We start from the raw sequence: 22,181 nt of genomic DNA, 5'->3' as shown, positions 1-22,181 counted from the left end.
CCATTAAGCAAACTTTCAGCTGACGGAACCGTTTATTCTATGTATGCTTAAAGATGAAACTTTTTCTGCATAAGTGCGTATAAGTAACGATGATAAAAACGGGAGGTAGGTATTTTGAGAGAGCAGCCAAAAAACCAAATCAGTCCAGACGGATTAAAGGTTTGGCGACTTCAGGAGATAATGATATCCGCTGTCTGCTTGCTTATTGTCATAGCAGTTGCAGTGTTAAGTTATTTTTTTCATTGGCCGTACTGGATCAGCGGCGTGCTCGGCGCAGTTTGGCTGCTGGGTTCGGTCGTGACGGTTTATCTGATTCCAAAGGTCCGGCACAAAGTGTGGCGTTACGAGGTTCATGAAAATGAAATAGACATTCAATCGGGTATCTTTGTTGTGACACGCGTGATTGTACCGATGGTCAGGGTCCAGCACGTAGACACCTCACAAGGGCCGTTATTAAGAAAATACAATCTGGCAACAGTGAAGATTTTTACGGCTGCAACTGTGCATTCGATTCCTGCTTTAGAAATGAAGGAAGCGGATCAGCTGAGAGACTCCATTTCGCGCCTGGCAAGGGTGACTGACGATGATGTCTGAACCGAAGCGCCTTCACCCGGCGGCAGTCATTTTGAATTTATCCCATACCATTATTCAAACGATAAAAAATATCATTCTGCCATTCTTTTTTGTGTATATCGTCAACTCTAATCACACTGTCCGTTTTTACGGAGCCATCGCGCTCGGCGTTTTGTTCATCTGGCTGGTGGCAGCAAGCATTATCAAATGGAGAAAGTTTTCCTATCGAATCGAAGATGATGAATTTAGAATCGAAGAAGGCTTGTTTGTAACGAAAAAGAGGTACATATCGATTGACCGGATTCAGACAATGAATACGAGTGCGGGAGTGGTCCAGCAAATTTTCAAGCTTGTCAAACTGCAAATTGAAACGGCTGGAGGCGGCAAAGAGGCGGAAGCGGTATTATCGGCTATTTCAGTTGAAGAAGCTGAAAGAATTAAAGAAGCCGTATTTAAGAAAAAAGCAGAAAGACATTCAATCGATACTGAGGAAGGCCTGTCAGAAGCTAAAGAGGCGGTCCCGGATGCGGAGCCGCAGGTGAGCTACAGCATGAATGCAAAAGAATTACTCATGGCCGCTTCAACATCTGGAGGGATCGGCGTAATTATCTCTGCTGTATTTGCGCTTATTTCTCAGCTGGACGAGGTGCTGCCGATGGATTGGCTCTTCGGGAAATTCTCCTTTCTGCAGCACGCGAACATAGGCATATACGCCGTGCTTATCTTTATCGGTTTATTTATCACCTGGATTCTCAGCATAGCCGGCATGATGTTCAAATATGCTAACTTTCAAATCATTAAAAAAGAGCAGGAATTGGTGATCTCAAGGGGTATTATTGAAAAACACCAAGTCACCATACCGCTTCGCAAAATACAAGCCATCAAAATAAAAGAAAACATCATCCGCCAGCTTTTCGGTTTTGCGACGGTGTCAATCGTCAGCGCGGGCGGCGGAGGAGACTCGGAAAAAGCAGAGGGCGCTTCGACCATTCTGTTTCCGATGATTCACAAAAAAAAGCTTCCCGGCATGCTGCGTACTTTTACGCCGGAATACACGCTGGAAGAAAATCGCCGCCATCTGCCGCGGCGCGCATTGAAGCGGTACTTATTCCGCTCAACCATTTTCTCCATTTTTTTAATCATTCCGCTCTGTATTTTCTTCCAGCCATGGGGCTATTTCTCGATTGTCCTGCTGCCGATTGAGTTGTTTTTCGGGTATCTTGCCTATAAGGATGCGGCCTGGGTAATCAGCGGAGACCGTCTCCAGCTGACATCGAGGTTTATCGGCAGAACGACTGCAATTGTGTTGAGAAAGCGAATGCAGGTATGCAAGGCGAGCCAATCTTATTTTCAAAAGAAGGGGAAGCTGTATACCCTTTCCACCTCGGTAAAATCGTCGAGCCATATGGAAGAATTAACGGTGAGAGATGTGGGAGAAGAGGATGCAGATTTCATTTTAAATTGGTACTCATATGAAAAAGCGGACGGTTAATACCGCCGCTCTTTTTTTTGTACACATAAAAAAGACAGGAGAAACCCGCCGCAAAGTCCAAACAGGTGGGCCATCATGTTAATATTGGAGTTGATAAACGACATGAGAACGGCAAAGGCAAGCAATGTGAGAATCATTTTGGAATTGTCCTGTCCGATCAGCTCTTTACGAAAAAGAACCATAAACAGATAAACGCCGAACAGCCCGAAAATCGCGCCAGAAGCCCCGACATGCAGATAATCCAGCGGTTCTGTAAAATACGTGCCGATGTTTCCGATCATTCCGGAGCCTGCATACACAAGAAGGAAACGCGCTTTTCCAAGCATTCGTTCCAGAGCCGGTGCAAATAAAAAGATGGACATTGAATTAAACAGCAGATGGGTAAACCCTGCGTGAAGGAAAATCGGCGTGACCAGCCGCCACCATTCTCCGTTAGCGACGCCAAGGTTATAGCCTGTGAGAGCGTCTCTCCACAACGCAACTGAAGGAACAGGAAGTGAAAAGAACAGCCAGAGAACGGCCTGAGCAGCCAATATAAAGGTGACAACGGGATAAAGCCTGACAAAGGTTTGAAAGTTTTCAGTCCGTATAAACATGCCTAGCCCCATTTCTTCATTTTGGTATTTCTATAGTAACACGTTTATGAGACAAACCATTCAAATAGTACGAGCGCAAAGGAGGTTGTAAAATATGATTTACGGTATAGGATTGGACATCATTGAACTTAAGCGGATCGCTTCAATGGCTGATCGCCAGAAACGATTTGCCGAGCGCATTTTAACAGGCAGCGAGTTTGCTCAGTATCAGGAGCTTTCTGAGAAAAGAAAAATCGAATTTCTCGCAGGGAGATTTGCGGCAAAAGAAGCTTTTTCGAAAGCATACGGTACAGGAATAGGCAAGAACCTAAGCTTTCATGACATTGAAATCACAAAAGATTCGAATGGCAAGCCTTTTATTGTTTGCGCAAAGCTGAGCCAAGCCGCCGCTCATGTATCGATCACTCATACGAAGGAATATGCGGCTGCACAGGTTGTCATTGAAAGGTTGTCAAGCTAGTCTGCATATTAGGGACACCCCTCTCATATATTTGATAATGCATTAAGGGAGACGAGTTGTTTGAGGCTTTTATGGTACGCCTCTGTTCTGTTTAAACGTTTACCGAGCGTACCGTTAAAGTCAAACAAGCGATTTCTTCCTTTTACATCAATTGAGAAAAAGGGGTTGAAAAAGGTGAGAAAAAGCTTTGTTTTGCTTTTAACGGGACTGCTGGCTGTCCTTATTCTTTCTGCCTGCGGACAAAAATCACAGGAAGATGTCGTTACCGGGCTGGACGAGAAGGCGAAAGAATATACCTCGTACAAAGCAAAAGCAAAAATGACCATTGAGACAGGGAGTGACCCGCAAGTATACAATGTGGAAATTTGGCACAAAAAACCGTCTCTGTATCGGGTCTATCTGGAAAATCCGAAAAAGGACCAAAACCAAGTCATTTTACGAAACGAAAACGGAGTATTTGTTCTCACACCGTCTTTAAATAAGAGCTTCAGGTTTCAAAGCGACTGGCCAAACAACAGCAGCCAAGTCTATTTGTTTGAATCGCTAGTGAAGGATATTCAAAACGATTCGGATGCAGTCTTCACTTCAAAAGAATCAAAATACGTATTTGAAACAAAAACGAACTATCAGCATAACAAAATGCTTCCGACACAAGAAATCACATTTAATAAGAAGGACATGAGCCCGTTATCTGTCAAAGTCATGGATACCGACCGAAAAGTGATGGTGAAAGTAGAGTTCAGCAGCTTCCAATTCAATAAGCAATTTGATAAAGAGTCCTTTGACGAAAAGAAAAATATGACCCTTTCTCAAATGGATGTTGCCACTAGCGCGAAACCTTCCGACTCTTTTGCCGTTAAAACGCCGCTCGAACTGCCGCTAGGCGTAAAACTGCTTGAAGAAAAAGATATTTCAACGGAAGATGGCAAGCGCGTCATCATGACTTACGGCGGAGAAAAATCGTTTACCTTGATTCAGGAAAAAGCCCAGGTTGCGAAAGCTTCCTCCTCAGTTACGCTGAACGCGGAACCGGTTAATCTTGGCTACACAATCGGCGCCTTATCAGATGCCTCGCTAACATGGACTTACGAAGGCGTAGATTATCTTCTGTCATCTAAAGATCTGTCACAAGAGGAGATGGTGACAGTCGCCAAAAGCATGCAGGGACAATCATCCAAATAATCTCCTAAAGGCCGAATACAATTTGGCCTTTTTTTCGTCAGGCAGAATTTCACTTTGCCCTATAATTTTAGTATGATATGTAAATGATATTGAATAAACGCTAGGAAGTGTCATAAATGAGCACAAAACCTTTTTACAGAGACACGTGGGCGGAAATTGATCTGTCCGCGATTAAAGAAAATGTCAGTAATATGAAAAAACACATTGGTGAACAGGTCCACCTGATGGCGGTTGTGAAAGCAAATGCCTATGGACATGGGGATGCAGAAGTAGCGAAGGCTGCTCTTGAGGCAGGTGCTTCATGCTTAGCCGTGGCGATCTTGGATGAAGCGATTTCTCTTCGCCAGCGGGGCCTGACAGCGCCGATATTGGTGCTCGGTGCGGTTCCTCCAGAGTATGTGAAAATCGCAGCGGAATACGACGTGACTTTAACGGGGTATTCTGTTGAATGGCTTCAAGAAGCTGCTCGCCACCTCAAGAAAGCTTCCCTTCATTTTCATCTGAAAGTCGATACGGGAATGAACAGGCTCGGCGTGAAAACAGAAGAAGAGATTCATCACGTGATGACAATCCTGGAGCGAAATCCGGGCTTGAAATGCAAAGGGGTCTTCACTCATTTTGCGACTGCTGATGAAAAACAAAGAGGCTACTTTTTGATGCAGTTTGAACGCTTTAAAGAATTGATTGCTCCTCTGCCTTTAAAGAAACTGATGGTTCACTGCGCCAACAGCGCCGCCGGACTGCGTCTGAAAAAAGGCTTTTTTAACGCGGTCAGATTTGGCATCGGCATGTACGGCCTTCGTCCGTCAGCGGAAATTACCGATGAAATCCCGTTTAAACTGCGACCCGCATTTACCCTGCATTCGACCCTGTCGCATGTCAAAAAGGTACACAAAGGGGAAAGTGTCAGCTACGGGGCGGAATACACAGCGGAAAAAGACACGTGGATCGGAACGGTGCCCGTTGGCTATGCGGACGGCTGGCTCCGCAAATTAAAGGGAACAGAGATACTCGTGAAAGGAAAACGGCTGAAAATTGCCGGCCGAATCTGCATGGACCAATTTATGGTGGAGCTGGATCATGAATATCCGCCTGGCACAAAAGTCACATTAATCGGCCGCCAGGGGGATGAATATATTTCCATGGATGAAATCGCAGGCAGGCTCGAAACCATTAACTACGAGGTGGCTTGTACAATAAGTTCGCGCGTCCCCCGTATGTTTTTGGAAAATGGGAGTATAATGGAAGTGAGAAATCCTTTATTGCAGGGGAATGCAAGCAAATAGCTCATGTCACGATAGAGAATTTTTAAAACAGCTTTGCTTGATGAGTGAATAATGGTATCATTATCACTGGATGGATAAAAGAGTCGTATCCGTAAGTTTGGTGGAGGTGTATGTTTTTTGTCTGAATCCAGCGCAAGAACCGAAATGAAAATCAGCTTGCCCGAAAACCTAGTAGCTGAATTGGATGGTGTAGCGATGCGGGAGAAACGAAGCAGAAACGAACTGATATCACAAGCAGTGAGAGCCTATGTCAGCGAACGAACAACTCGTCACAACCGTGATTTGATGAGACGCGGCTATATGGAAATGGCGAAGATCAACCTGAATATTTCTTCCGAGGCTCACTTTGCGGAGTGCGAGGCTGAAACGACAGTTGAGCGCTTAGTCAGCGGAGGATAATCATTTGATTGTGAAACGCGGCGATGTTTATTTTGCTGATTTATCTCCTGTTGTTGGCTCAGAGCAAGGCGGGGTGCGCCCGGTTTTAGTGATCCAAAATGACATCGGAAATCGCTTCAGCCCAACTGCTATTGTTGCAGCCATAACAGCCCAAATACAGAAAGCGAAATTACCAACCCACGTCGAAATTGATGCAAAACGCTACGGTTTTGAAAGAGATTCCGTTATTTTGCTGGAGCAAATTCGGACGATTGACAAGCAAAGGTTAACGGATAAGATTACTCATCTGGATGATGAAATGATGGATAAGGTTGATGAAGCCTTACAGATCAGTTTGGCACTCATTGATTTTTAGTAATATTTGCCTAGTTGCTCAAATAGAGCAACTTTTTTTGTTTTCAAAAAAAATTAACGATATAATAGTGGAATAACGAAAAAAATATGTTGTTTTTTATCGGGAGGTAAGCGAATTTGATGTCGAACCAGACTGTATACCAGTTCATTGCCGAGAATCAAAATGAACTGCTCCAACTGTGGACTGACACACTAAAAGAATTAAGCGAGCAAGAATCCTATCAGCTGACTCACCAAGTGTATGAAAATATATCTAAAGAATATATCGACATCCTGCTCTCATCTGTTAAGGATGACAGTGCTGCTGAAAGCCAAATCAGCGAACTGGCGTTAAGAGCTGTTCAAATCGGACTCTCTTTAAAGTTTCTGGCTACGGTGCTAGCTGAATTCTGGAAACGCCTCTACACGAAGATGAACGATAAGAGATTGCCAGATCAAGAGAGTACGGAATTAATCTGGCAGATCGACCGCTTTTTCAGCCCGATTAATACTGAGATTTTTAACCAATACTCAATTTCATGGGAAAAAACAGTATCTCTGCAAAAAATTGCGCTGCAGGAGCTATCTGCGCCGCTCATCCCAGTGTTTGAAAATATCACCGTAATGCCGCTGGTCGGAACAATTGATACCGAACGCGCAAAAAGAATTATGGAAAACCTTCTTAACGGCGTTGTTAAACACCGGTCACAAGTCGTGTTGATAGACATTACAGGTGTTCCTGTCGTTGACACGATGGTTGCCCACCATATTATTCAGGCGTCTGAGGCTGTAAGGCTTGTCGGAGCGAAATGCCTGCTCGCCGGAATCCGGCCGGAAATTGCTCAGACAATCGTCAACCTGGGCATTGATTTATCTCAAGTTATAACTAAGAATACCCTGCAAAAAGGAATTCAAACAGCATTGGAAATGACGGATCGAAAAATCGTTTCATTGGGGGAATAACATTGTGAGACATCCGAAAATCCCGATCTTGAAACTGTATAATTGCTTATTAGTATCTATTCAATGGGAATTAGATGATCAAACCGCATTAACCTTTCAAGAAGACTTATTAAATAAAATTTATGAAACAGGTGCTAACGGAGTCGTGATTGACCTGACATCTGTAGATATAATAGATTCATTTATCGCTAAAGTGCTGGGCGACGTCATTACAATGTCTAAGTTAATGGGGGCAAAAGTTGTCTTAACCGGCATTCAGCCTGCCGTTGCAGTTACGCTGATTGAACTTGGAATTGCACTCGAGGAAATCGAAACTGCGCTCGACTTAGAGCAGGGGCTTGAGACATTGAAGCGGGAATTGGGGGAATAGCGAATGAACGACCAATCCTGTGTAAAAATCATGACAGAATGGGATATTGTGGCCGCCAGACAACTGGGACGAAACGTTGCAAAAGAGCTGGGTTTCGGCACGGTAGACCAGGCAAGGATCACAACGGCTATATCAGAATTAGCCAGAAACATTTATTTATATGCCGGCAAGGGCCAGATTGGGATTGAACAGGTCACAGATAGAGGAAAAAAGGGCCTGAAAATTATAGCGGAAGACAAAGGGCCGGGGATTCCGGATATCCGTAAAGTCATGGAAGACGGGTTTTCTACGTCAGGCGGACTCGGAGCGGGACTTCCCGGTGTGAAAAGGCTGATGGATGAATTCAGTTTAAATTCCGTAACGGGGGAAGGTACAGAGATACAAGCCATTAAATGGCTTCGGTAGGAGGTAAGAAAGTGGATTTTAGGGAGGTTATTGAGCAGCGGTATCATCAGCTGCTTAATCGATATATAGCCGAATTAACGGAAACATCTTTATATCAGGCCCAAAAATTCAGCCGAAAAACAATCGAGCATCAAATTCCTCCGGAAGAAATCATCAGCATTCACCGAAAAGTGCTGAAGGAGCTGTATCCAAGTCTCCCGGAAGATGTTTTTCATTCGCTGGATTTTTTAATTGAAGTCATGATTGGATATGGAATGGCTTATCAGGAGCATCAAACCCTTAGGGGGATACAGCAGGAAATCAAATCAGAAATTGAAATTGCAGCTAATGTACAGCAGACGCTTCTAGGAACAAAAATTCCGGAGGAAGAAGCGCTGGACATTGGCGCGATCAGTGTGCCCGCCAAACAGATGAGCGGTGATTATTATCATTTTGTTAAAGACAAAGAGTCCATTAATATTGCCATTGCTGACGTCATCGGTAAAGGGATTCCGGCAGCTTTATGTATGTCTATGATTAAATACGCAATGGATTCTTTGCCGGAAACAGGCATTCACCCATCACAGGTGCTGAAAAACTTGAATCGTGTTGTTGAACAAAACGTTGATGCCAGTATGTTTATTACGATGTTTTATGCCAATTACAATACGGACAATCATCGATTTACATACGCTTCAGCGGGACATGAACCAGGATTTTACTATTCTCAAAAAGATAATACATTTTATGATTTAGATGCTAAAGGGCTTGTTCTCGGAATTTCGCAAGATTATGACTACAGGCAATTTGACAAGCAACTTGAAAAGGGAGATATGATTGTTTTATTTTCTGACGGTGTTACAGAATGCAGGACGGAAAACGGTTTCTTAGAGCGTCACGATATACAAAAGCTCATTGAGGAACATATGTGTTGCGATGCCCAGGAAATGGTGAAAAACATTTATGACAGCCTCCTCAAATTGCAGGATTTTCAGCTTCATGATGATTTTACGTTAATTGTTTTAAGAAGAAAGGTTTAGCGTTCGCCGGCCGTGGGTATATAACTACTAGTTATTTAAAGGATAATTTGAGGTGAAACGAATGAATATAAATATTGATGTGAAACAGAATGTCGATGATATACAAGTAAACATTGCTGGAGAAATTGATGTGTATTCAGCGCCGGTTCTCAGAGAAAAGCTCGTTCCTCTGGCGGAAGAAGGCGCAGACTTAAGGATTTGTCTGAAGAATGTCAGCTACATGGACAGTACCGGACTTGGCGTCTTCGTAGGCGTTTTTAAAACAGTGAAAAAACAAGGCGGTTCCCTTAAGCTTGAAAATCTGTCTGACCGGCTGATCCGTCTGTTCGAAATTACTGGTCTTAAGGACATCATTGATATTTCAGCAAAGTCAGAAGGTGGAGTGCAATGAATAACAAAGCTGATTACATCGAAATGAAAGTGCCGGCCCAGCCTGAATACGTAGGGATTATACGGCTGACTCTGTCTGGCGTTGCAAGCAGAATGGGCTATACGTACGATGAAATTGAAGATCTGAAAATCGCAGTGAGCGAAGCTTGTACAAATGCGGTTCAGCACGCTTATAAAGAAGACAAAAACGGGGAAGTGTCAATACGATTCGGCGTGTTCGAGGATCGTTTAGAGGTCATTGTGGCAGATGAAGGCGACAGCTTTGATTTTGATGAAAAGCAGCAGGATCTTGGGCCGTACACACCTTCACACACAGTCGATCAATTATCAGAAGGAGGGCTCGGTCTATATTTAATGGAAACGCTCATGGATGAAGTCAGAGTGCAAAACAACTCCGGCGTCACCGTAGCGATGACAAAGTATTTAAATGGGGAGCGAGTTGATCATGACACAACCATCAAAAACTACGAAACTAACTAAAGATGAAGTCGATCGGCTCATAAGCGATTACCAAACAAAACAAGATGAACAGGCGCAGGAAACGCTTGTGCGGGTGTATACGAATCTGGTTGATATGCTTGCGAAGAAATACTCAAAGGGCAAAAGCTTCCACGAAGATCTCCGCCAAGTCGGCATGATCGGGCTTCTCGGCGCGATAAAGCGCTATGATCCTGTGGTGGGCAAATCGTTTGAAGCTTTTGCGATCCCGACCATAATCGGGGAGATTAAACGTTTCCTCAGAGATAAGACATGGAGCGTTCATGTTCCGAGACGAATCAAAGAACTGGGGCCGAGAATCAAAATGGCGGTCGATCAGCTGACGACAGAAACACAAAGGTCGCCGAAAGTGGAAGAGATTGCTGAATTCCTCGATGTATCAGAGGAAGAGGTTCTTGAAACCATGGAGATGGGCAAAAGCTATCAAGCCTTATCTGTTGATCACAGTATTGAAGCAGATGCGGACGGAAGCACAGTTACCATTCTCGATATCGTCGGTTCACAGGAGGATGGATATGAGCGGGTGAACCAGAAAATGATGCTGCAGAGCGTGCTTCATGTCCTGTCAGACCGTGAAAAACAAATTATAGACCTAACGTACATTCAAAACAAAAGTCAAAAAGAAACTGGGGACATTCTCGGTATATCTCAAATGCACGTCTCGCGTCTGCAGCGCAAAGCTGTGAAGAAGCTCAGAGAGGCCTTGATTGAAGATCCCTCCATGGAGTTAATGTAATGATCCAGGTTGAAGAAAACGAGCATATTCAAACCCTTGTATACCAACTGAGTAAAGAAGGAAAATCGATTTGCGGTGACAGTTTTTTTATGAAAGCTGATGATCAAGAATTAATTTGTGCGGTAGCTGACGGACTTGGAAGCGGATCGCTTGCCAACGAATCTTCTTCAGCAATCAAAGACTTAGTGGAAAACTATGCGAACGAAGACGTACAAAGCATCATCGAACGCTGTAATCAGGCGATGAAAAACAAAAGAGGGGCTACAGCTTCTGTTTTGAAAATTAACTTTGAACAAAGGCAGTTTACGTACTGCTCCGTCGGAAATGTACAGTTTATTCTGCATTCCCCGTCTGGTGAAAGCTTTTATCCTCTCCCGATTTCAGGCTATTTATCAGGCAAGCCGCAAAAATACAAAACGCACACCGCTACCTATGAAAAGGGTTCTAAGTTCATTATACATACAGATGGACTCAACGTACCCGATATCCGCTCCCACTTAAAAAAAGGCCAATCGGTAGAAGAAATATCAAATTCGCTGAAAATGTATACGACATCTAGAAGAGACGATCTGACATATATTCTTGGACTGCTGTCCTAGGAATGTAGAAAAAAGAAGCTGGGAAAGCCGGCTTCTTTTTTTGTAGCTGGCTATTAATAAGCCACTTACGGAACTTTATGAGCGGCGGTTTACAGAAACTTTTAGAAATGAATACATCAGCTGTCTTTTTTTATGTGTTTTTTTCTGTTTTTGATACACTAGAGAAAGAACGACAAAATTGGAGGCTATGGTTACATGGAAACGTCAGCCCTTTTGAAACAGCAAATTGCGAAAGAAATAGGTTTATCACAAAAACATGTTGAAAGCGTCATCCGTCTGCTTGAGGATGGCAACACAGTTCCGTTCATCGCCAGATATCGAAAAGAGCAGACGGGTTCAATGGACGAGGTTCAGATTCAGACCATTTCTGAACGATGGCAATACATACAAAACCTGAATCAGCGAAAAGAAGAAGTGATCAGGCTAATCGCTGAGCAGGATAAACTAACAGATGAATTAAAACGCAAAATTGACCAATCCGTAAAACTTCAGGAAGTAGAAGACCTCTACCGTCCGTATAAACAAAAGCGCAAAACGAAAGCGACAGTCGCCAAAAGCAAAGGTCTTGAGCCGCTTGCCGACTATATCATGACTCTTCCGCAAGATGACCGCCTTGCAGAAACAGCAGACCAATATATCAGCGAAGAAAAAGAAGTGTTCACCAGAGAAGAAGCCATTGAAGGCGCCAAGCATATTATTGCGGAACAAATCTCGGACGAACCGAATTTCAGAAAATGGATTCGCCAGGAAACCTTTAAAAAAGGAACGATCAAGTCAGCTGCCGGAAAATCAGCAGACACAGATGAAAAAAACGTGTACGAAATGTACTACGAGTATGAAGAGCCAATCGCAAAGGTCGTTCCGCACAGAGTGCTTGCCATGAATCGCGGCGAAAAAGAAGACATTTTAAAGGTGTCTATCGAACCGCCAGCAGATCACATTAAGGCTTACTTAGAAAAACAAATCATCAAAAACCGTTCAACGTCTGTAAAAGAAATCTTGCAGGAAACGATTGAAGACAGCTACAAAAGACTGATTCAGCCTGCTATTGAACGTGAAATCAGAAAAGAGCTGTCGGAAAAAGCGGATGAACAGGCGATTCATATTTTTTCTGAGAACCTCAGAAAGCTTCTCCTTCAGCCGCCGATGAAAGGCAAGACGGTGCTCGGTGTAGATCCGGCCTTCCGAACAGGCTGTAAGCTGGCAGTGTCAGATGAAACCGGGAAAGTCTTAAAAATTGATGTGATTTACCCGCATGCACCTGTCAAAAAAACAAAGGAAGCTCATGAGAAAGTGAAAGCGATTCTAGAAAAGTATCAAGTGGAAATGGTGGCGATTGGAAACGGCACAGCCTCCAGGGAGACAGAGCAATTCATTGTGAATGTGCTGAAGGACACGCCGCGTGATATTTATTATGTGATTGTCAATGAAGCGGGGGCAAGCGTATATTCGGCTTCTGAGCTTGCCAGAGAAGAATTCCCTGAGCTTCAGGTCGAGGAACGCAGTGCAGTATCCATCGCACGGAGACTTCAAGACCCGCTTGCGGAACTCGTCAAAATTGACCCGAAATCTGTAGGTGTCGGACAGTATCAGCATGACGTCAGCCAAAAACGCTTAAATGAATCCCTGCGCTTTGTCGTTGAGACAGTCGTAAACCAGGTAGGAGTAAATGTCAACACAGCTTCCGCGGCGCTGCTTCAGTATGTAGCGGGATTATCAAAGTCCGTAGCGGGCAACATTGTCAAAAAGCGGGAAGAGCTCGGAAAATTTTCGAATCGAAAAGAACTGAAAGACATTCCAAGGCTCGGCGCGAAAACCTATGAACAATGTATCGGCTTTTTAAGAGTGCAGGAAGGGACAGAGCCTTTGGACAGAACAGGAATCCACCCGGAAAGCTATAAAGAAACAAAAACGCTTTTGAAAAAGCTCGGTGTTTCAACAGAGCAAATCGGCACGGCGGAATTGAAGGACAAAATCAACAAACTGGAGCTTTCTGAAACAGCAAAAGAACTGGGAATCGGTGAAATTACGCTGAAGGACATTTGTGAACAGCTGACAAGACCTGAACGTGATCCGCGTGATGAGGTGCCTAAGCCTCTGCTGAAAACAGACGTCCTTCAGCTGGAGGATCTGAAAGAAGGAATGGAGCTGCAGGGCACCGTGCGCAATGTAGTGGACTTCGGAGCGTTTGTTGATATCGGAGTCAAACAGGACGGGCTTGTGCACATTTCAAAACTCAGCAATCAATTCGTCAAGCATCCGCTTGATGTTGTATCCGTCGGTGACATCGTGACGGTTTGGGTTGACGGTGTCGATGTGCAAAAAGGCAGAGTATCACTGTCTATGGTAAAATAAAAGCACTGCTTACGAGCAGTGTTTTTTCCTATAGAAATACCAGCATTGATTCAGCAGTTTAATTTGATAATTATCTTTTTCAAGGAACGCTTTTTGCATCTGCTTTTTCAGCCAATTTGGCATAGGCTCATTCCTCCTCAGCTTTGATATAAGAGGGGCGGTGATTACCCTATTGTATGCGAACAGTGAATTGTCCCGTTCAATGTTTTTTTAGTGAGGTGCACCATGGATAATAAAGAGCTGCAAAAGCTTACAGAGGATATTTCCAACACATTTTTCAAAAAGCCGTTTCGACATCAGGCTGTTTTCAACGACAGACTTAAAACGACCGGCGGAAGATACCTGTTAACCTCTCATAACATCGAATTGAACAGAAAATATTTGATTGAGCACGGCAGAGAGGAACTGATCGGCATTATCAAGCATGAGCTGTGCCATTATCACCTTCACCTTGAAGGAAAAGGATACAAGCACAGGGACAGAGATTTCAGAACGCTTCTCCAGCAAGTCAATGCGCCCCGCTTCTGTACGCCTCTAAAGAAAAAAACAGAAAGCAAAAAAACATATAGGTATATATGTACGGCTTGCGGCCAACAGTATATAAAGAGACGCGCCATGAATCCTGACAGATACAGATGCGGAAAATGCCGCGGGAAAATAAAAAGAATTTTTTCGTAAAAAAGGTTGACGAAACTGGCAAGCCTATGTTACATTATAAAAGTCGTCACGAGAGATAAATAAAAAACATTTCCTCTTGACTCTGAATGACAAGCCTGATATAATGAATCTTGTCTCATTATTCCACAGTAGCTCAGTGGTAGAGCTATCGGCTGTTAACCGATCGGTCGCAGGTTCGAATCCTGCCTGTGGAGCCATATTTGGAGAAGTACTCAAGTGGCTGAAGAGGCGCCCCTGCTAAGGGTGTAGGTCGCGTAAGCGGCGCGAGGGTTCAAATCCCTCCTTCTCCGCCATAAGATTGCGATATAAGTTCTCAACCATCGGCCCGTTGGTCAAGCGGTTAAGACACCGCCCTTTCACGGCGGTAACACGGGTTCGAATCCCGTACGGGTCATTCCATTTTCGTTGGGCTATAGCCAAGCGGTAAGGCAACGGACTTTGACTCCGTCATGCGTTGGTTCGAATCCAGCTAGCCCAGCCATTTTTATTTTTTGAAATTAAATAGTAAGAGCCATTAGCTCAGTTGGTAGAGCATCTGACTTTTAATCAGAGGGTCGAAGGTTCGAGTCCTTCATGGCTCACCATTTGTCTTTTTGCGGGTGTGGCGGAATTGGCAGACGCGCTAGACTTAGGATCTAGTGTCTTACGACGTGGGGGTTCGAGTCCCTTCACCCGCACTTTATTTTACAAAGTGCACGCAAATTGGTTTTACTAGGTTAAGAGCCTGAAAACCAGCACAACATTTTAATAGTCACGCGGTCGTGGCGGAATGGCAGACGCGCTAGGTTGAGGGCCTAGTGGGTGAATAACCCGTGGAGGTTCAAGTCCTCTCGGCCGCATCCCAATAATACCAAGGGTTTTAGACCTTTGGTATTTTTTTGTTTATTTTTAAATGATCTACTGGTGTCTCTACAATGATGATGGTTTATTTGTTTATACTGAAATAATTTATTATTCACCGCATGCAATAGTGGTTATAACCATTTCACTAAAGCAGGAGGCAGCGGAGATGGCGAATATGAAACGGTTGGCATTGCATCGGGAAGTGGAAAGAATTTAGGGCTGTATTTGAAAAGTACGCCCGTCAGGAAAGCATTTTTGACCAAGTGAATATTATTATGGCGCTCACCATGCAAGAAAGTGGTGGGCGTTCTTTAGATATCATGCAAAGTTCCGAAAGTATCGGCTTACCTCCCAACTCCATAACTGACCCAGAACGTTCGATTGAAGTCGGCATTAAACATTTTAAGAAGGTTTTTAAACAGGCTGGCGGTGATGTTCGGTTAACCTTACAGGCATACAACTTTGGTTCTGGATTTATAGACTATGTGAAAAAGAATGGCGGGAAATACACAAAGAAACTGGCACTCGATTTTAGCCGATTGCAAGCTTTTAAAATGGGCTGGAAAAGCTATGGTGACCCTAGTTATGTTGATCATGTCATGAGGTATGTAAAAGGCTCTGATAAAAATGTGAAGCCTGTGAATGGTTCTATGGATTTCTATGAAACGGTCATGAAAGAAGCTTTGATATATGAAGGGCAACCGTATGCCTGGGGTGGTTCAAACCCGAAAACTGGATTTGATTGTTCGGGCCTTGTTCAGTGGTCTTTTGCGAAAGCTGGTATCACTCTTCCTAGAACAGCACAAGAACAACATGGGGCAACAAAGAAAATAAGTGAAAAAGAAGCGACTGCGGGTGACTTGGTGTTCTTTGGTGGCACATATGAAGGAAAAGCCATTACTCACGTTGGCATCTATGTAGGCAATGGCAGAATGTTTAATTCGAATGACAGTGGAATCCAATATTCTGATCTGAAATCAGGTTACTGGAGAGAGCACCTTGTATCTTTTGGACGAATCAAATAACTAGGAGTGAAAACATGAAAATACACATTGCATGGGCTGCAGCTTGTTTATTATTGATATTGCTGACGGGATTTTTTACGAATGGACAGCAAACGTATAAGATTGAAAAATTAAAGGATAAAAATGAAGTTTTGACAGAAAAAATTAAGCAATTGAACCATATAGAGTCAACAAGTAGCGCTTCGGAAAATAAAGCATTTTTTGAAGCGTTTTTTAATTACTCAGACATAGATAAGCGATATGAAACAGTTAAGAAGCATACAACCAAAAAAGGGTTTGACTATGCATTCCCTTCTCGCTCAGATCAAAAGCACACAGTCAGTGTGCAAAGTGAATTACTTTCACTTGAGAGTTATTCAAAGCCGTTAGATGAGTCTCATGAATTGTTTTTAAACATTGTTGAAATCGCCACAACCGCAAATTCAGTTACTACGAATCAAGTGTTGATTGTTCAAACGACTATGAAAAAAGAGAAAGATGGTTGGTTAGTTGATAATGTGCAGGTCAAGGGAAATGGATAAAAGGTGGAAAAGATCGAATTGTTTGTTTATACTAAATATTGAAAAAGGAGGTAATGTTTATTTTGAAAAACCTTTTTATTTTCCTTAGTTTAATAATGATGATAATTTTAACTGCATGTGGCGGAAACAAATATGATGATGCGATTGATAAAGTTATAGGTTTGGAGAAAAAGAAAGATAAAGAATATGGTTTTGATACAGACGGAATGGAAAGAGAAAATGCAATAGTTCGGGTTTTTGATGGTGGGAAATATATTCAGCTCGGTTTTTATACAGATAATCCAAATAGAGAGATAGCCCCTTACTCATATTATGAAAAGGTCGGTGATTCTTATAAGGAACTTGATCATATGCCGGGTAATGGAGAAAATGACAGACTGGGGCTGTCAAAGAAGATACCAGATTATGAAGAAGCAAAAGGTGAAGAAACTAAGTTAGAGGAGTAAACTATGTGTTTGCTCCTCTTCAAATTTCTGCTGATAGAGTTGGTGTATAATATTGCTCACAAAAACTAGATCAAACTTATGGAAAAAAACTTTCGTCTTTATCACTCAACTTGATAATGAAAGGAAAAATTACAATAAATATTAGACTTAAATACCCTAAAGTAAATGTCCGTTGGGTTTCAGAGGAAATATATTGCTTAATCCCACAGTTGGGACAGTCTGTTCCCTTCTTTGAAAATCCGAGTGACCAAACCTCTTTGGCTTTCCACTTATAATTACAACTTGTACATCGTGCCACATACCTACCTCCTTTCATCTCTACTCTTATTACGGTTCAATCTATATTAAGTTTCAGAAAAACCTATTATTAAGACGCAAAAGGTGAAGAAACTAAAAAAGGATTGCTGTGTTCTATTTGAAGTAGTGATGTATAATATAAAAAACGTGAATACAAGAAAATCCTATTAAGAAGGGTGTTAAGATGTCGTATAATATTAGAGAAGAGATGGAAAAAATAGACCATCACAAGACTAAGAGTTATTTCGAGGAAGTTATAAGTTCTTATGAAAATAAAAATTTTAGATCTGCAATAGTGATGTTATATTCTGTAGTCATTTGTGATTTGATTTATAAACTCTCTGATCTTAGAGATATCCATAACGACCAAAAAGCAGAAAAAGTACTTAATGATTTAAATACTGATAAGGATGAAAATCCAGTTTCGCCACAATGGGAAAATGATTTAATAGAAAAAGCATTTCGAGAAGTAAAGATCCTAGAAAATGATGTATATTCACATATATTGGCATTGAAAAATGACAGAAATTTATCTGCCCATCCAGTTGTTAGTTCTATCGAGATTTTATACGAACCTACAGAGGAATTAGTTAAATCGCATATTAGAAATATGTTGGACGGTTTGCTTAAAAAGAAACCGATATTTTCAAAGCAAGTTTTTGTTCCATTTCTCATGGAGATTGCAAGGGTTAAGAATGAATTTTCATCAGATGAAAAGTTAAAGACCTATCTTAATTCAAAATATATTAATTACTTTAATGATGAGCTAACAGAGTATGTATTTAAAAACCTTTGGAAATTTGTCTTCAAAAAGAAGGGGGAAAATGAGGACAAAAATAGAAAGGTGAACTACGATGTTCTTATAATCTTATTAGAACAAAATCGAGATCTGTTAGAGGACCTAGTTAAAAAGGAAACTGAATTATTTAGTGATTTTACTGACGAAACAATAATAGTATCGAAGTTAATTAATTTATTAGCTTTATTTCCAAATATCTTCAAAGAATTGAAAACACATTCTCAACAGATAATTCGAAATAGAGTGAAGGAAAATAATAAGTACAAATATTTAGCACATTTTCTCTTACCATCTGTAAAAGAGCATTTTGAAAAACTTGATTCCGAGTCATATGAATATGAATATATAAACTCTGTAACACCATACGCTCAATATATTTTGTTTAAACAAGACGAGATAGAGTTTTTAAAAAATTTAGCGATTAAACATGATTGCTTAGAAGAATTTTATGATCTTATGATCAGTCAACACATACATAGTCAGTTCTTTAATAATGCTGATTATACGTTTAATTATTGTGTTACGCCATACTATAAGAACTTTAACAAAGAACAATTTGAAAAACTTTTAAAGGGGATTAATGGTAATCCGCAATGCTATAAAAGAAATGATTTTAAGTCTGATTATAAGATAATTAAAGATGAAGTCTGTAAGCACTTAGAAGAAGGCTTTGAAGTTAATTATCAAAACATATTTTAATAAGAATAAAAGAATTAAAGAGGGCCAATCAGTGCTCTCTTTTTTTGTACAACAATAAAGTCAAGTCTCGAAAGAATTGCTATGACCGCAAAAAAACCGCAAAGGAGTAGATATAATGTACCTTTTTGCAATTCGTCTTTGTAAAATAAAGGTTGTTCTGACATAATACAATTAATGTAAATATTCGCACAATTTATGTAAGGATGGGGGAATTTTCTTGCGGGGTGTTTTCTTAGATAAAGATAAAATTCCGTACGACTTAGTCACGAAAAAATTAAATGAATGGTATACATTAATAAAAAATGATCAAGTTGAAAAAGCAGAGATTATAAAAACAGAAGTAGAGAAAGAATTACTAACCATGGAAGAAAACCAAGATGCATTGTTATATTATCAGCTATTGGAATTTAGGCACGAGATAATGTTGAGTTATATGGAATCAAAGGAAATAGATGATCTGAACAGTGCTTATGAGACTATAAAAGAGATTGAAGAGCAAGGGCAATTAACCGGAATGCTGGAATACTATTATTATTTTTTTAAAGGTATGTATGAATTTAGGCGTAAAGAATTGACTACGGCGATAAGCGCCTATCGAATAGCAGAATCAAAGTTGTCGGAAGTTGAGGACAAAATAGAAAAAGCAGAGTTTTTTTTCAAAGTGTCCTATGTGTATTATTATATGAAACAAACGTATTTCTCCATGAATTATGCAAATCGTGCGTTAAAAATATTTAGAGAGTATGAGGAATATGCTGTTCAAACGTTACGCTGTCAATTCATTGTTGCCGGCAATTATATTGATTCATTGGAATATAGGAAGGCATTACAAGTTTTTTTTGATTCATTAGAGATAGCAAAACAAATAAATATTGATCATTTAATTGGAATGTCTCATATAAATATCGGTATATGTTTTGATGAATTGGAGGAATATACAAAGGCATCTCGTCACTTGGAATTGTCTTTAGAGTATTTAGAAAAATGCAATAACTCATTTGTGTCGAAAGCGTTATTTATTTTGACACATGTCAAAGCGAAACAGAAGGACTTTAATTTGGCTTTTGAATATTTTAAGAAAGGGAAAATGTATAGTAATAAAAATAATGATAATGAATACGCGGCGAAATTCAAAATATTAGAAGGACTTTACTTTTCAAATGGTGAATATCATCATATTGAAGATGCTTTTACTTATTTAAAATCAAAAAAATTGTATGCTGATGTTGAGAATTACGCCATAGAAGTTGGGGATTACTTTCACCAAACGGGCGATTTGGTGCTTTCAAACCAATATTATCGTTTAAGCATTGAAGCCAGAAAGAAAATAAAAAAAGGAGAGGTTATCAATGAAAATCACTCGGGCTCTGTTGGCAGTGCTGGTATTGAGTAGTGTTTTAACTTTGAACCATTTGCAAACTAAAATGGAAGACAATCATGAAATAAAGATTGCATCGGACAGAGTTGCAGCATGATTTTTTTGAATTGACAAATTCTAAATTCTTAATCAATAAGATCAAAGAAAAATAGGAAGGACGTTTATTGTTTTTTTGGTCACCATTTTTTAACCATAATTCATATAAACGTATAGAAATGATGGCAAATCAATATAAGGAGTGTAATGAAAACAAGCTTTCATAACCAGTGATATGGATTTACTATGTTGAGGGCCTAGTGGGTGAATAACCCGTGGAGGTTCAAGTCCTCTCGGCCGCATCCCAATAATACCAAGGGTTTTAGACCTTTGGTATTTTTTTGTTTATTTTTAAATGATCTACTGGTGTCTCTACAATGATGATGGTTTATTTGTTTATACTGAAATAATTTATTATTCACCGCATGCAATAGTGCTTATAACCATTTCACTAAAGCAGGAGGCGGCGGAGATGGCGAATATGAAACGGTTGGCATTGCACCGGGAAGTGGAAAGAATTTAGAGCTGTGTACGAAAAATACGCCCGTCAGAAAGGTGTTTTTGACCAAGTGAATATTATTATGGCGCTCACCATGCAAGAAAGTGGTGGGCATTCTTCAGATATTATGCAAAGTTCCGAAAGTATTGGCTTACCTCCTAACTCCATAACTGACCCAGAAAACTCGATTGAAGTCACTGATTATCTTCATGAACAAGGAAATTTAATGCTCTCTAATGAATATTATCGTATGAGTATTGAAGCAAGACGAAAAATTAAACAAGGGGAGATTATTAATGAAAATCAGCCGGATTCTATTGGTAGCAGTGATTTTAAGTAGTGTATTTTCAATAACTTATTTGCAAAGTGATCATAGTACAGAAGTCAAAGTGGCTGCAGATCGGGTAGGCGCATGAGGGTACTAAAAAGGCTTAATCTTTTTTAAAAGATTAAGCTTTTTTGGACTATAAATGTAATCGGTGCCCAATTAGTGCCCTGAATTCATGAAAAATGATAAAATAAGTGTAAATAAAGTGGCTATTTTAAAATTAGAATCAATTCATTATCGTAAAAGCAATAATAACTAATCGGCGAAGAAAGGATGATCAGTCAAATGAAAACATTAGTTATCGTTATACACCCTAATTTGGAAACGTCTGTTGTCAACAAAACCTGGATGAATCGTTTAAAGCAAGAGAATGACATTACGGTTCATGACCTGTACGGTGAATACCCTAATTTTATCATTGATGTAGAAAAAGAGCAGCAGCTCCTGTTAGATCATGAGCGTATCGTTTTTCAGTTCCCAATGTATTGGTACAGCAGTCCCGCGTTACTCAAACAATGGGAAGATGATGTGTTAACACATGGCTGGGCTTTTGGAACTGGAGGAACGAAATTGCATGGAAAAGAACTACTCTTAGCTATCTCCTTAGGCGCACAGGAATCTGATTATCAAGCAGGCGGAGAATATAATATCACGATCAGCGAGCTTATCAGACCGTTTCAAGTCACTGCTAAGTATATAGGAATGCGTTTTCTTCCTGCGTTTACACAATATGGGACACTTCACCTTTCAAAAGAAGATGTTAAGAACAGTGCGGAGAAATTGGTTGACTATCTTAAAGCTGAGCATTAATCCGGTATTCGCGAGGGAAGCTGAAACAAATTATGTGTTGTGAAAATAAGGGTTTGTGATAGATTTTAATCAAACTTTATTTCAAAGTTACATCTAATACTGAATGCAGGGGCATAGAGCGAGGGCTTGAAATTAATGACAGGGGCAATGAGTACATATTTCTTGA

The 22,181-nt window shown here is 40.9% G+C and carries 25 protein-coding genes, 7 tRNA genes and 3 pseudogenes; 33 read left to right on the top strand and 2 right to left on the bottom strand.

From position 1 onward, the window contains the following. The first annotated feature begins 114 nt into the window (after positions 1–114). On the top strand, positions 115–594 hold the full coding sequence (locus NST16_RS15475) for a PH domain-containing protein (RefSeq protein WP_010333108.1): 480 nt from the start codon (positions 115–117) through the stop codon (positions 592–594). After that, positions 584–2,065, top strand: coding sequence for a PH domain-containing protein (locus NST16_RS15470; RefSeq protein ID WP_229149990.1), 1,482 nt, complete (start codon positions 584–586; stop codon positions 2,063–2,065). Before NST16_RS15475 ends, NST16_RS15470 begins: the two co-directional genes overlap by 11 nt. Here the strand turns inward: NST16_RS15470 and NST16_RS15465 are convergent. Beyond that, on the bottom strand, positions 2,062–2,661 hold the full coding sequence (locus tag NST16_RS15465) for a rhomboid family intramembrane serine protease (protein WP_326204179.1): 600 nt from the start codon (positions 2,659–2,661) through the stop codon (positions 2,062–2,064). The genes NST16_RS15470 and NST16_RS15465 overlap by 4 nt on opposite strands. Positions 2,662–2,755: 94 nt before the next feature. Here NST16_RS15465 and acpS point away from each other — a divergent pair, with 94 nt between their 5' ends. The 14 genes from acpS to NST16_RS15395 all read left to right on the top strand — a co-directional run bounded on the left by acpS (position 2,756) and on the right by NST16_RS15395 (position 13,656). Further along, positions 2,756–3,121 (top strand): holo-ACP synthase, encoded by a 366-nt coding sequence (acpS, locus tag NST16_RS15460; RefSeq protein WP_340887423.1) that lies wholly within the window; start codon positions 2,756–2,758, stop codon positions 3,119–3,121. Between the two features lie 165 nt (positions 3,122–3,286). Beyond that, a complete protein-coding gene (locus NST16_RS15455) occupies positions 3,287–4,303 on the top strand; it encodes a LolA family protein (RefSeq protein WP_081720864.1) in 1,017 nt (338 codons plus the stop codon). Positions 4,304–4,419: 116 nt separating this feature from the next. Further along, the gene (alr, locus tag NST16_RS15450) at positions 4,420–5,589 is read left to right on the top strand and encodes an alanine racemase (RefSeq protein ID WP_168746988.1); all 1,170 of its coding nucleotides are present in this window, start codon (positions 4,420–4,422) and stop codon (positions 5,587–5,589) included. A gap of 117 nt (positions 5,590–5,706) precedes the next feature. Further along, positions 5,707–5,988, top strand: a complete 282-nt coding sequence (gene endB / locus NST16_RS15445; RefSeq protein ID WP_003225183.1) for a type II toxin-antitoxin system antitoxin EndoAI — start codon at positions 5,707–5,709, stop codon at positions 5,986–5,988. A 4-nt stretch (positions 5,989–5,992) separates the two neighbouring features. Continuing rightward, on the top strand, positions 5,993–6,343 hold the full coding sequence (ndoA, locus tag NST16_RS15440) for a type II toxin-antitoxin system endoribonuclease NdoA (RefSeq protein ID WP_003156187.1): 351 nt from the start codon (positions 5,993–5,995) through the stop codon (positions 6,341–6,343). Positions 6,344–6,459: 116 nt separating this feature from the next. Continuing rightward, positions 6,460–7,284 (top strand): RsbT co-antagonist protein RsbRA, encoded by an 825-nt coding sequence (rsbRA, locus tag NST16_RS15435; protein ID WP_081720860.1) that lies wholly within the window; start codon positions 6,460–6,462, stop codon positions 7,282–7,284. A 4-nt stretch (positions 7,285–7,288) separates the two neighbouring features. After that, positions 7,289–7,654: an RsbT antagonist protein RsbS gene (gene rsbS, locus NST16_RS15430; protein WP_010333115.1), complete on the top strand. Its 366-nt coding sequence runs from the start codon at positions 7,289–7,291 to the stop codon at positions 7,652–7,654. A gap of 3 nt (positions 7,655–7,657) precedes the next feature. Continuing rightward, positions 7,658–8,059, top strand: coding sequence for a serine/threonine-protein kinase RsbT (gene rsbT / locus NST16_RS15425; protein WP_010333116.1), 402 nt, complete (start codon positions 7,658–7,660; stop codon positions 8,057–8,059). Between the two features lie 11 nt (positions 8,060–8,070). Beyond that, positions 8,071–9,078 (top strand): phosphoserine phosphatase RsbU, encoded by a 1,008-nt coding sequence (rsbU, locus tag NST16_RS15420; RefSeq protein ID WP_010333117.1) that lies wholly within the window; start codon positions 8,071–8,073, stop codon positions 9,076–9,078. A gap of 61 nt (positions 9,079–9,139) precedes the next feature. Next, positions 9,140–9,469, top strand: coding sequence for an anti-sigma factor antagonist RsbV (gene rsbV / locus NST16_RS15415; RefSeq protein ID WP_010333118.1), 330 nt, complete (start codon positions 9,140–9,142; stop codon positions 9,467–9,469). Continuing rightward, positions 9,466–9,948 (top strand): anti-sigma B factor RsbW, encoded by a 483-nt coding sequence (rsbW, locus tag NST16_RS15410; RefSeq protein WP_010333119.1) that lies wholly within the window; start codon positions 9,466–9,468, stop codon positions 9,946–9,948. The genes rsbV and rsbW overlap by 4 nt, the downstream gene beginning before the upstream one ends. Continuing rightward, on the top strand, positions 9,914–10,702 hold the full coding sequence (sigB, locus tag NST16_RS15405) for an RNA polymerase sigma factor SigB (protein WP_010333120.1): 789 nt from the start codon (positions 9,914–9,916) through the stop codon (positions 10,700–10,702). Before rsbW ends, sigB begins: the two co-directional genes overlap by 35 nt. Next, on the top strand, positions 10,702–11,301 hold the full coding sequence (rsbX, locus tag NST16_RS15400; RefSeq protein ID WP_340887419.1) for a phosphoserine phosphatase RsbX: 600 nt from the start codon (positions 10,702–10,704) through the stop codon (positions 11,299–11,301). Before sigB ends, rsbX begins: the two co-directional genes overlap by 1 nt. Before the next feature lie 195 nt (positions 11,302–11,496). After that, on the top strand, positions 11,497–13,656 hold the full coding sequence (locus tag NST16_RS15395) for a Tex family protein (RefSeq protein WP_024120306.1): 2,160 nt from the start codon (positions 11,497–11,499) through the stop codon (positions 13,654–13,656). A gap of 9 nt (positions 13,657–13,665) precedes the next feature. Here NST16_RS15395 and cmpA read toward each other — a convergent pair whose 3' ends face one another. Beyond that, positions 13,666–13,779 carry a cortex morphogenetic protein CmpA gene (gene cmpA / locus NST16_RS15390; protein ID WP_003225207.1) on the bottom strand — a complete coding sequence of 38 codons (114 nt, stop codon included), beginning with the start codon at positions 13,777–13,779 and terminating at the stop codon, positions 13,666–13,668. Positions 13,780–13,881: 102 nt separating this feature from the next. On the opposite strand from cmpA, the gene NST16_RS15385 reads away from it, so the two are divergent. From NST16_RS15385 to NST16_RS15305, 17 genes and pseudogenes are all read left to right on the top strand, one after another. After that, positions 13,882–14,334, top strand: a complete 453-nt coding sequence (locus NST16_RS15385; protein WP_010333123.1) for a SprT family protein — start codon at positions 13,882–13,884, stop codon at positions 14,332–14,334. A gap of 122 nt (positions 14,335–14,456) precedes the next feature. After that, a tRNA-Asn gene (locus tag NST16_RS15380) sits at positions 14,457–14,531 on the top strand. Positions 14,532–14,536: 5 nt separating this feature from the next. Next, a tRNA-Ser gene (locus tag NST16_RS15375) sits at positions 14,537–14,627 on the top strand. Between the two features lie 29 nt (positions 14,628–14,656). Next, positions 14,657–14,728, top strand: a tRNA-Glu gene (locus tag NST16_RS15370). 12 nt (positions 14,729–14,740) lie between these two features. Further along, positions 14,741–14,815, top strand: a tRNA-Gln gene (locus NST16_RS15365). A gap of 27 nt (positions 14,816–14,842) precedes the next feature. Beyond that, positions 14,843–14,918 (top strand) — tRNA-Lys (locus NST16_RS15360). A gap of 11 nt (positions 14,919–14,929) precedes the next feature. Continuing rightward, positions 14,930–15,011, top strand: a tRNA-Leu gene (locus NST16_RS15355). 78 nt (positions 15,012–15,089) lie between these two features. Next, positions 15,090–15,173 (top strand) — tRNA-Leu (locus tag NST16_RS15350). A gap of 160 nt (positions 15,174–15,333) precedes the next feature. Further along, a pseudogene (locus NST16_RS15345) lies at positions 15,334–16,202 on the top strand (bifunctional lytic transglycosylase/C40 family peptidase); the annotation flags it as partial. A 14-nt stretch (positions 16,203–16,216) separates the two neighbouring features. Continuing rightward, a complete protein-coding gene (locus NST16_RS15340; protein ID WP_340887416.1) occupies positions 16,217–16,723 on the top strand; it encodes a hypothetical protein in 507 nt (168 codons plus the stop codon). A gap of 62 nt (positions 16,724–16,785) precedes the next feature. After that, positions 16,786–17,169: a cystatin-like fold lipoprotein gene (locus tag NST16_RS15335; protein ID WP_412677097.1), complete on the top strand. Its 384-nt coding sequence runs from the start codon at positions 16,786–16,788 to the stop codon at positions 17,167–17,169. A 481-nt stretch (positions 17,170–17,650) separates the two neighbouring features. Then, a complete protein-coding gene (locus NST16_RS15330; protein ID WP_340887413.1) occupies positions 17,651–18,964 on the top strand; it encodes a hypothetical protein in 1,314 nt (437 codons plus the stop codon). A gap of 217 nt (positions 18,965–19,181) precedes the next feature. Beyond that, positions 19,182–20,357, top strand: coding sequence for a response regulator aspartate phosphatase (locus tag NST16_RS15325; protein WP_286109158.1), 1,176 nt, complete (start codon positions 19,182–19,184; stop codon positions 20,355–20,357). Between the two features lie 483 nt (positions 20,358–20,840). Then, positions 20,841–21,073 (top strand): annotated as a pseudogene (locus NST16_RS15320) (lysozyme family protein); the annotation flags it as partial. Next, positions 21,050–21,217: pseudogene (locus tag NST16_RS15315) on the top strand (tetratricopeptide repeat protein); the annotation flags it as partial. The pseudogenes NST16_RS15320 and NST16_RS15315, both read left to right, overlap by 24 nt. Beyond that, entirely contained in the window at positions 21,174–21,293 is a 120-nt protein-coding gene (locus NST16_RS15310; RefSeq protein WP_340887411.1) for a phosphatase, read from the top strand. The pseudogene NST16_RS15315 and the gene NST16_RS15310, both read left to right, overlap by 44 nt. Positions 21,294–21,490: 197 nt before the next feature. Then, positions 21,491–22,015, top strand: coding sequence for an NAD(P)H-dependent oxidoreductase (locus tag NST16_RS15305; protein WP_268498519.1), 525 nt, complete (start codon positions 21,491–21,493; stop codon positions 22,013–22,015). The last annotated feature ends 166 nt before the right edge of the window (positions 22,016–22,181 follow it).

Source organism: Bacillus sp. FSL K6-1005 (assembly GCF_038000225.1).
Lineage (GTDB): Bacteria > Bacillota > Bacilli > Bacillales > Bacillaceae > Bacillus > Bacillus mojavensis.
This window is presented reverse-complemented; position numbering and strand designations above follow the sequence as displayed.

Coding starts and splice junctions, on each gene's coding strand:
- NST16_RS15470 (WP_229149990.1), top strand. CDS start 584: ATGATGTCTGAACCGAAGCGCCTTCACCCGGCGGCAGTCATTTTGAAT.
- NST16_RS15465 (WP_326204179.1), bottom strand. CDS start 2,661: ATGTTTATACGGACTGAAAACTTTCAAACCTTTGTCAGGCTTTATCCC.
- acpS (WP_340887423.1), top strand. CDS start 2,756: ATGATTTACGGTATAGGATTGGACATCATTGAACTTAAGCGGATCGCT.
- alr (WP_168746988.1), top strand. CDS start 4,420: ATGAGCACAAAACCTTTTTACAGAGACACGTGGGCGGAAATTGATCTG.
- rsbT (WP_010333116.1), top strand. CDS start 7,658: ATGAACGACCAATCCTGTGTAAAAATCATGACAGAATGGGATATTGTG.
- rsbV (WP_010333118.1), top strand. CDS start 9,140: ATGAATATAAATATTGATGTGAAACAGAATGTCGATGATATACAAGTA.
- rsbW (WP_010333119.1), top strand. CDS start 9,466: ATGAATAACAAAGCTGATTACATCGAAATGAAAGTGCCGGCCCAGCCT.
- sigB (WP_010333120.1), top strand. CDS start 9,914: ATGACACAACCATCAAAAACTACGAAACTAACTAAAGATGAAGTCGAT.
- rsbX (WP_340887419.1), top strand. CDS start 10,702: ATGATCCAGGTTGAAGAAAACGAGCATATTCAAACCCTTGTATACCAA.
- NST16_RS15395 (WP_024120306.1), top strand. CDS start 11,497: ATGGAAACGTCAGCCCTTTTGAAACAGCAAATTGCGAAAGAAATAGGT.
- cmpA (WP_003225207.1), bottom strand. CDS start 13,779: ATGCCAAATTGGCTGAAAAAGCAGATGCAAAAAGCGTTCCTTGAAAAA.
- NST16_RS15385 (WP_010333123.1), top strand. CDS start 13,882: ATGGATAATAAAGAGCTGCAAAAGCTTACAGAGGATATTTCCAACACA.
- NST16_RS15340 (WP_340887416.1), top strand. CDS start 16,217: ATGAAAATACACATTGCATGGGCTGCAGCTTGTTTATTATTGATATTG.
- NST16_RS15330 (WP_340887413.1), top strand. CDS start 17,651: ATGTCGTATAATATTAGAGAAGAGATGGAAAAAATAGACCATCACAAG.
- NST16_RS15310 (WP_340887411.1), top strand. CDS start 21,174: ATGAAAATCAGCCGGATTCTATTGGTAGCAGTGATTTTAAGTAGTGTA.
- NST16_RS15305 (WP_268498519.1), top strand. CDS start 21,491: ATGAAAACATTAGTTATCGTTATACACCCTAATTTGGAAACGTCTGTT.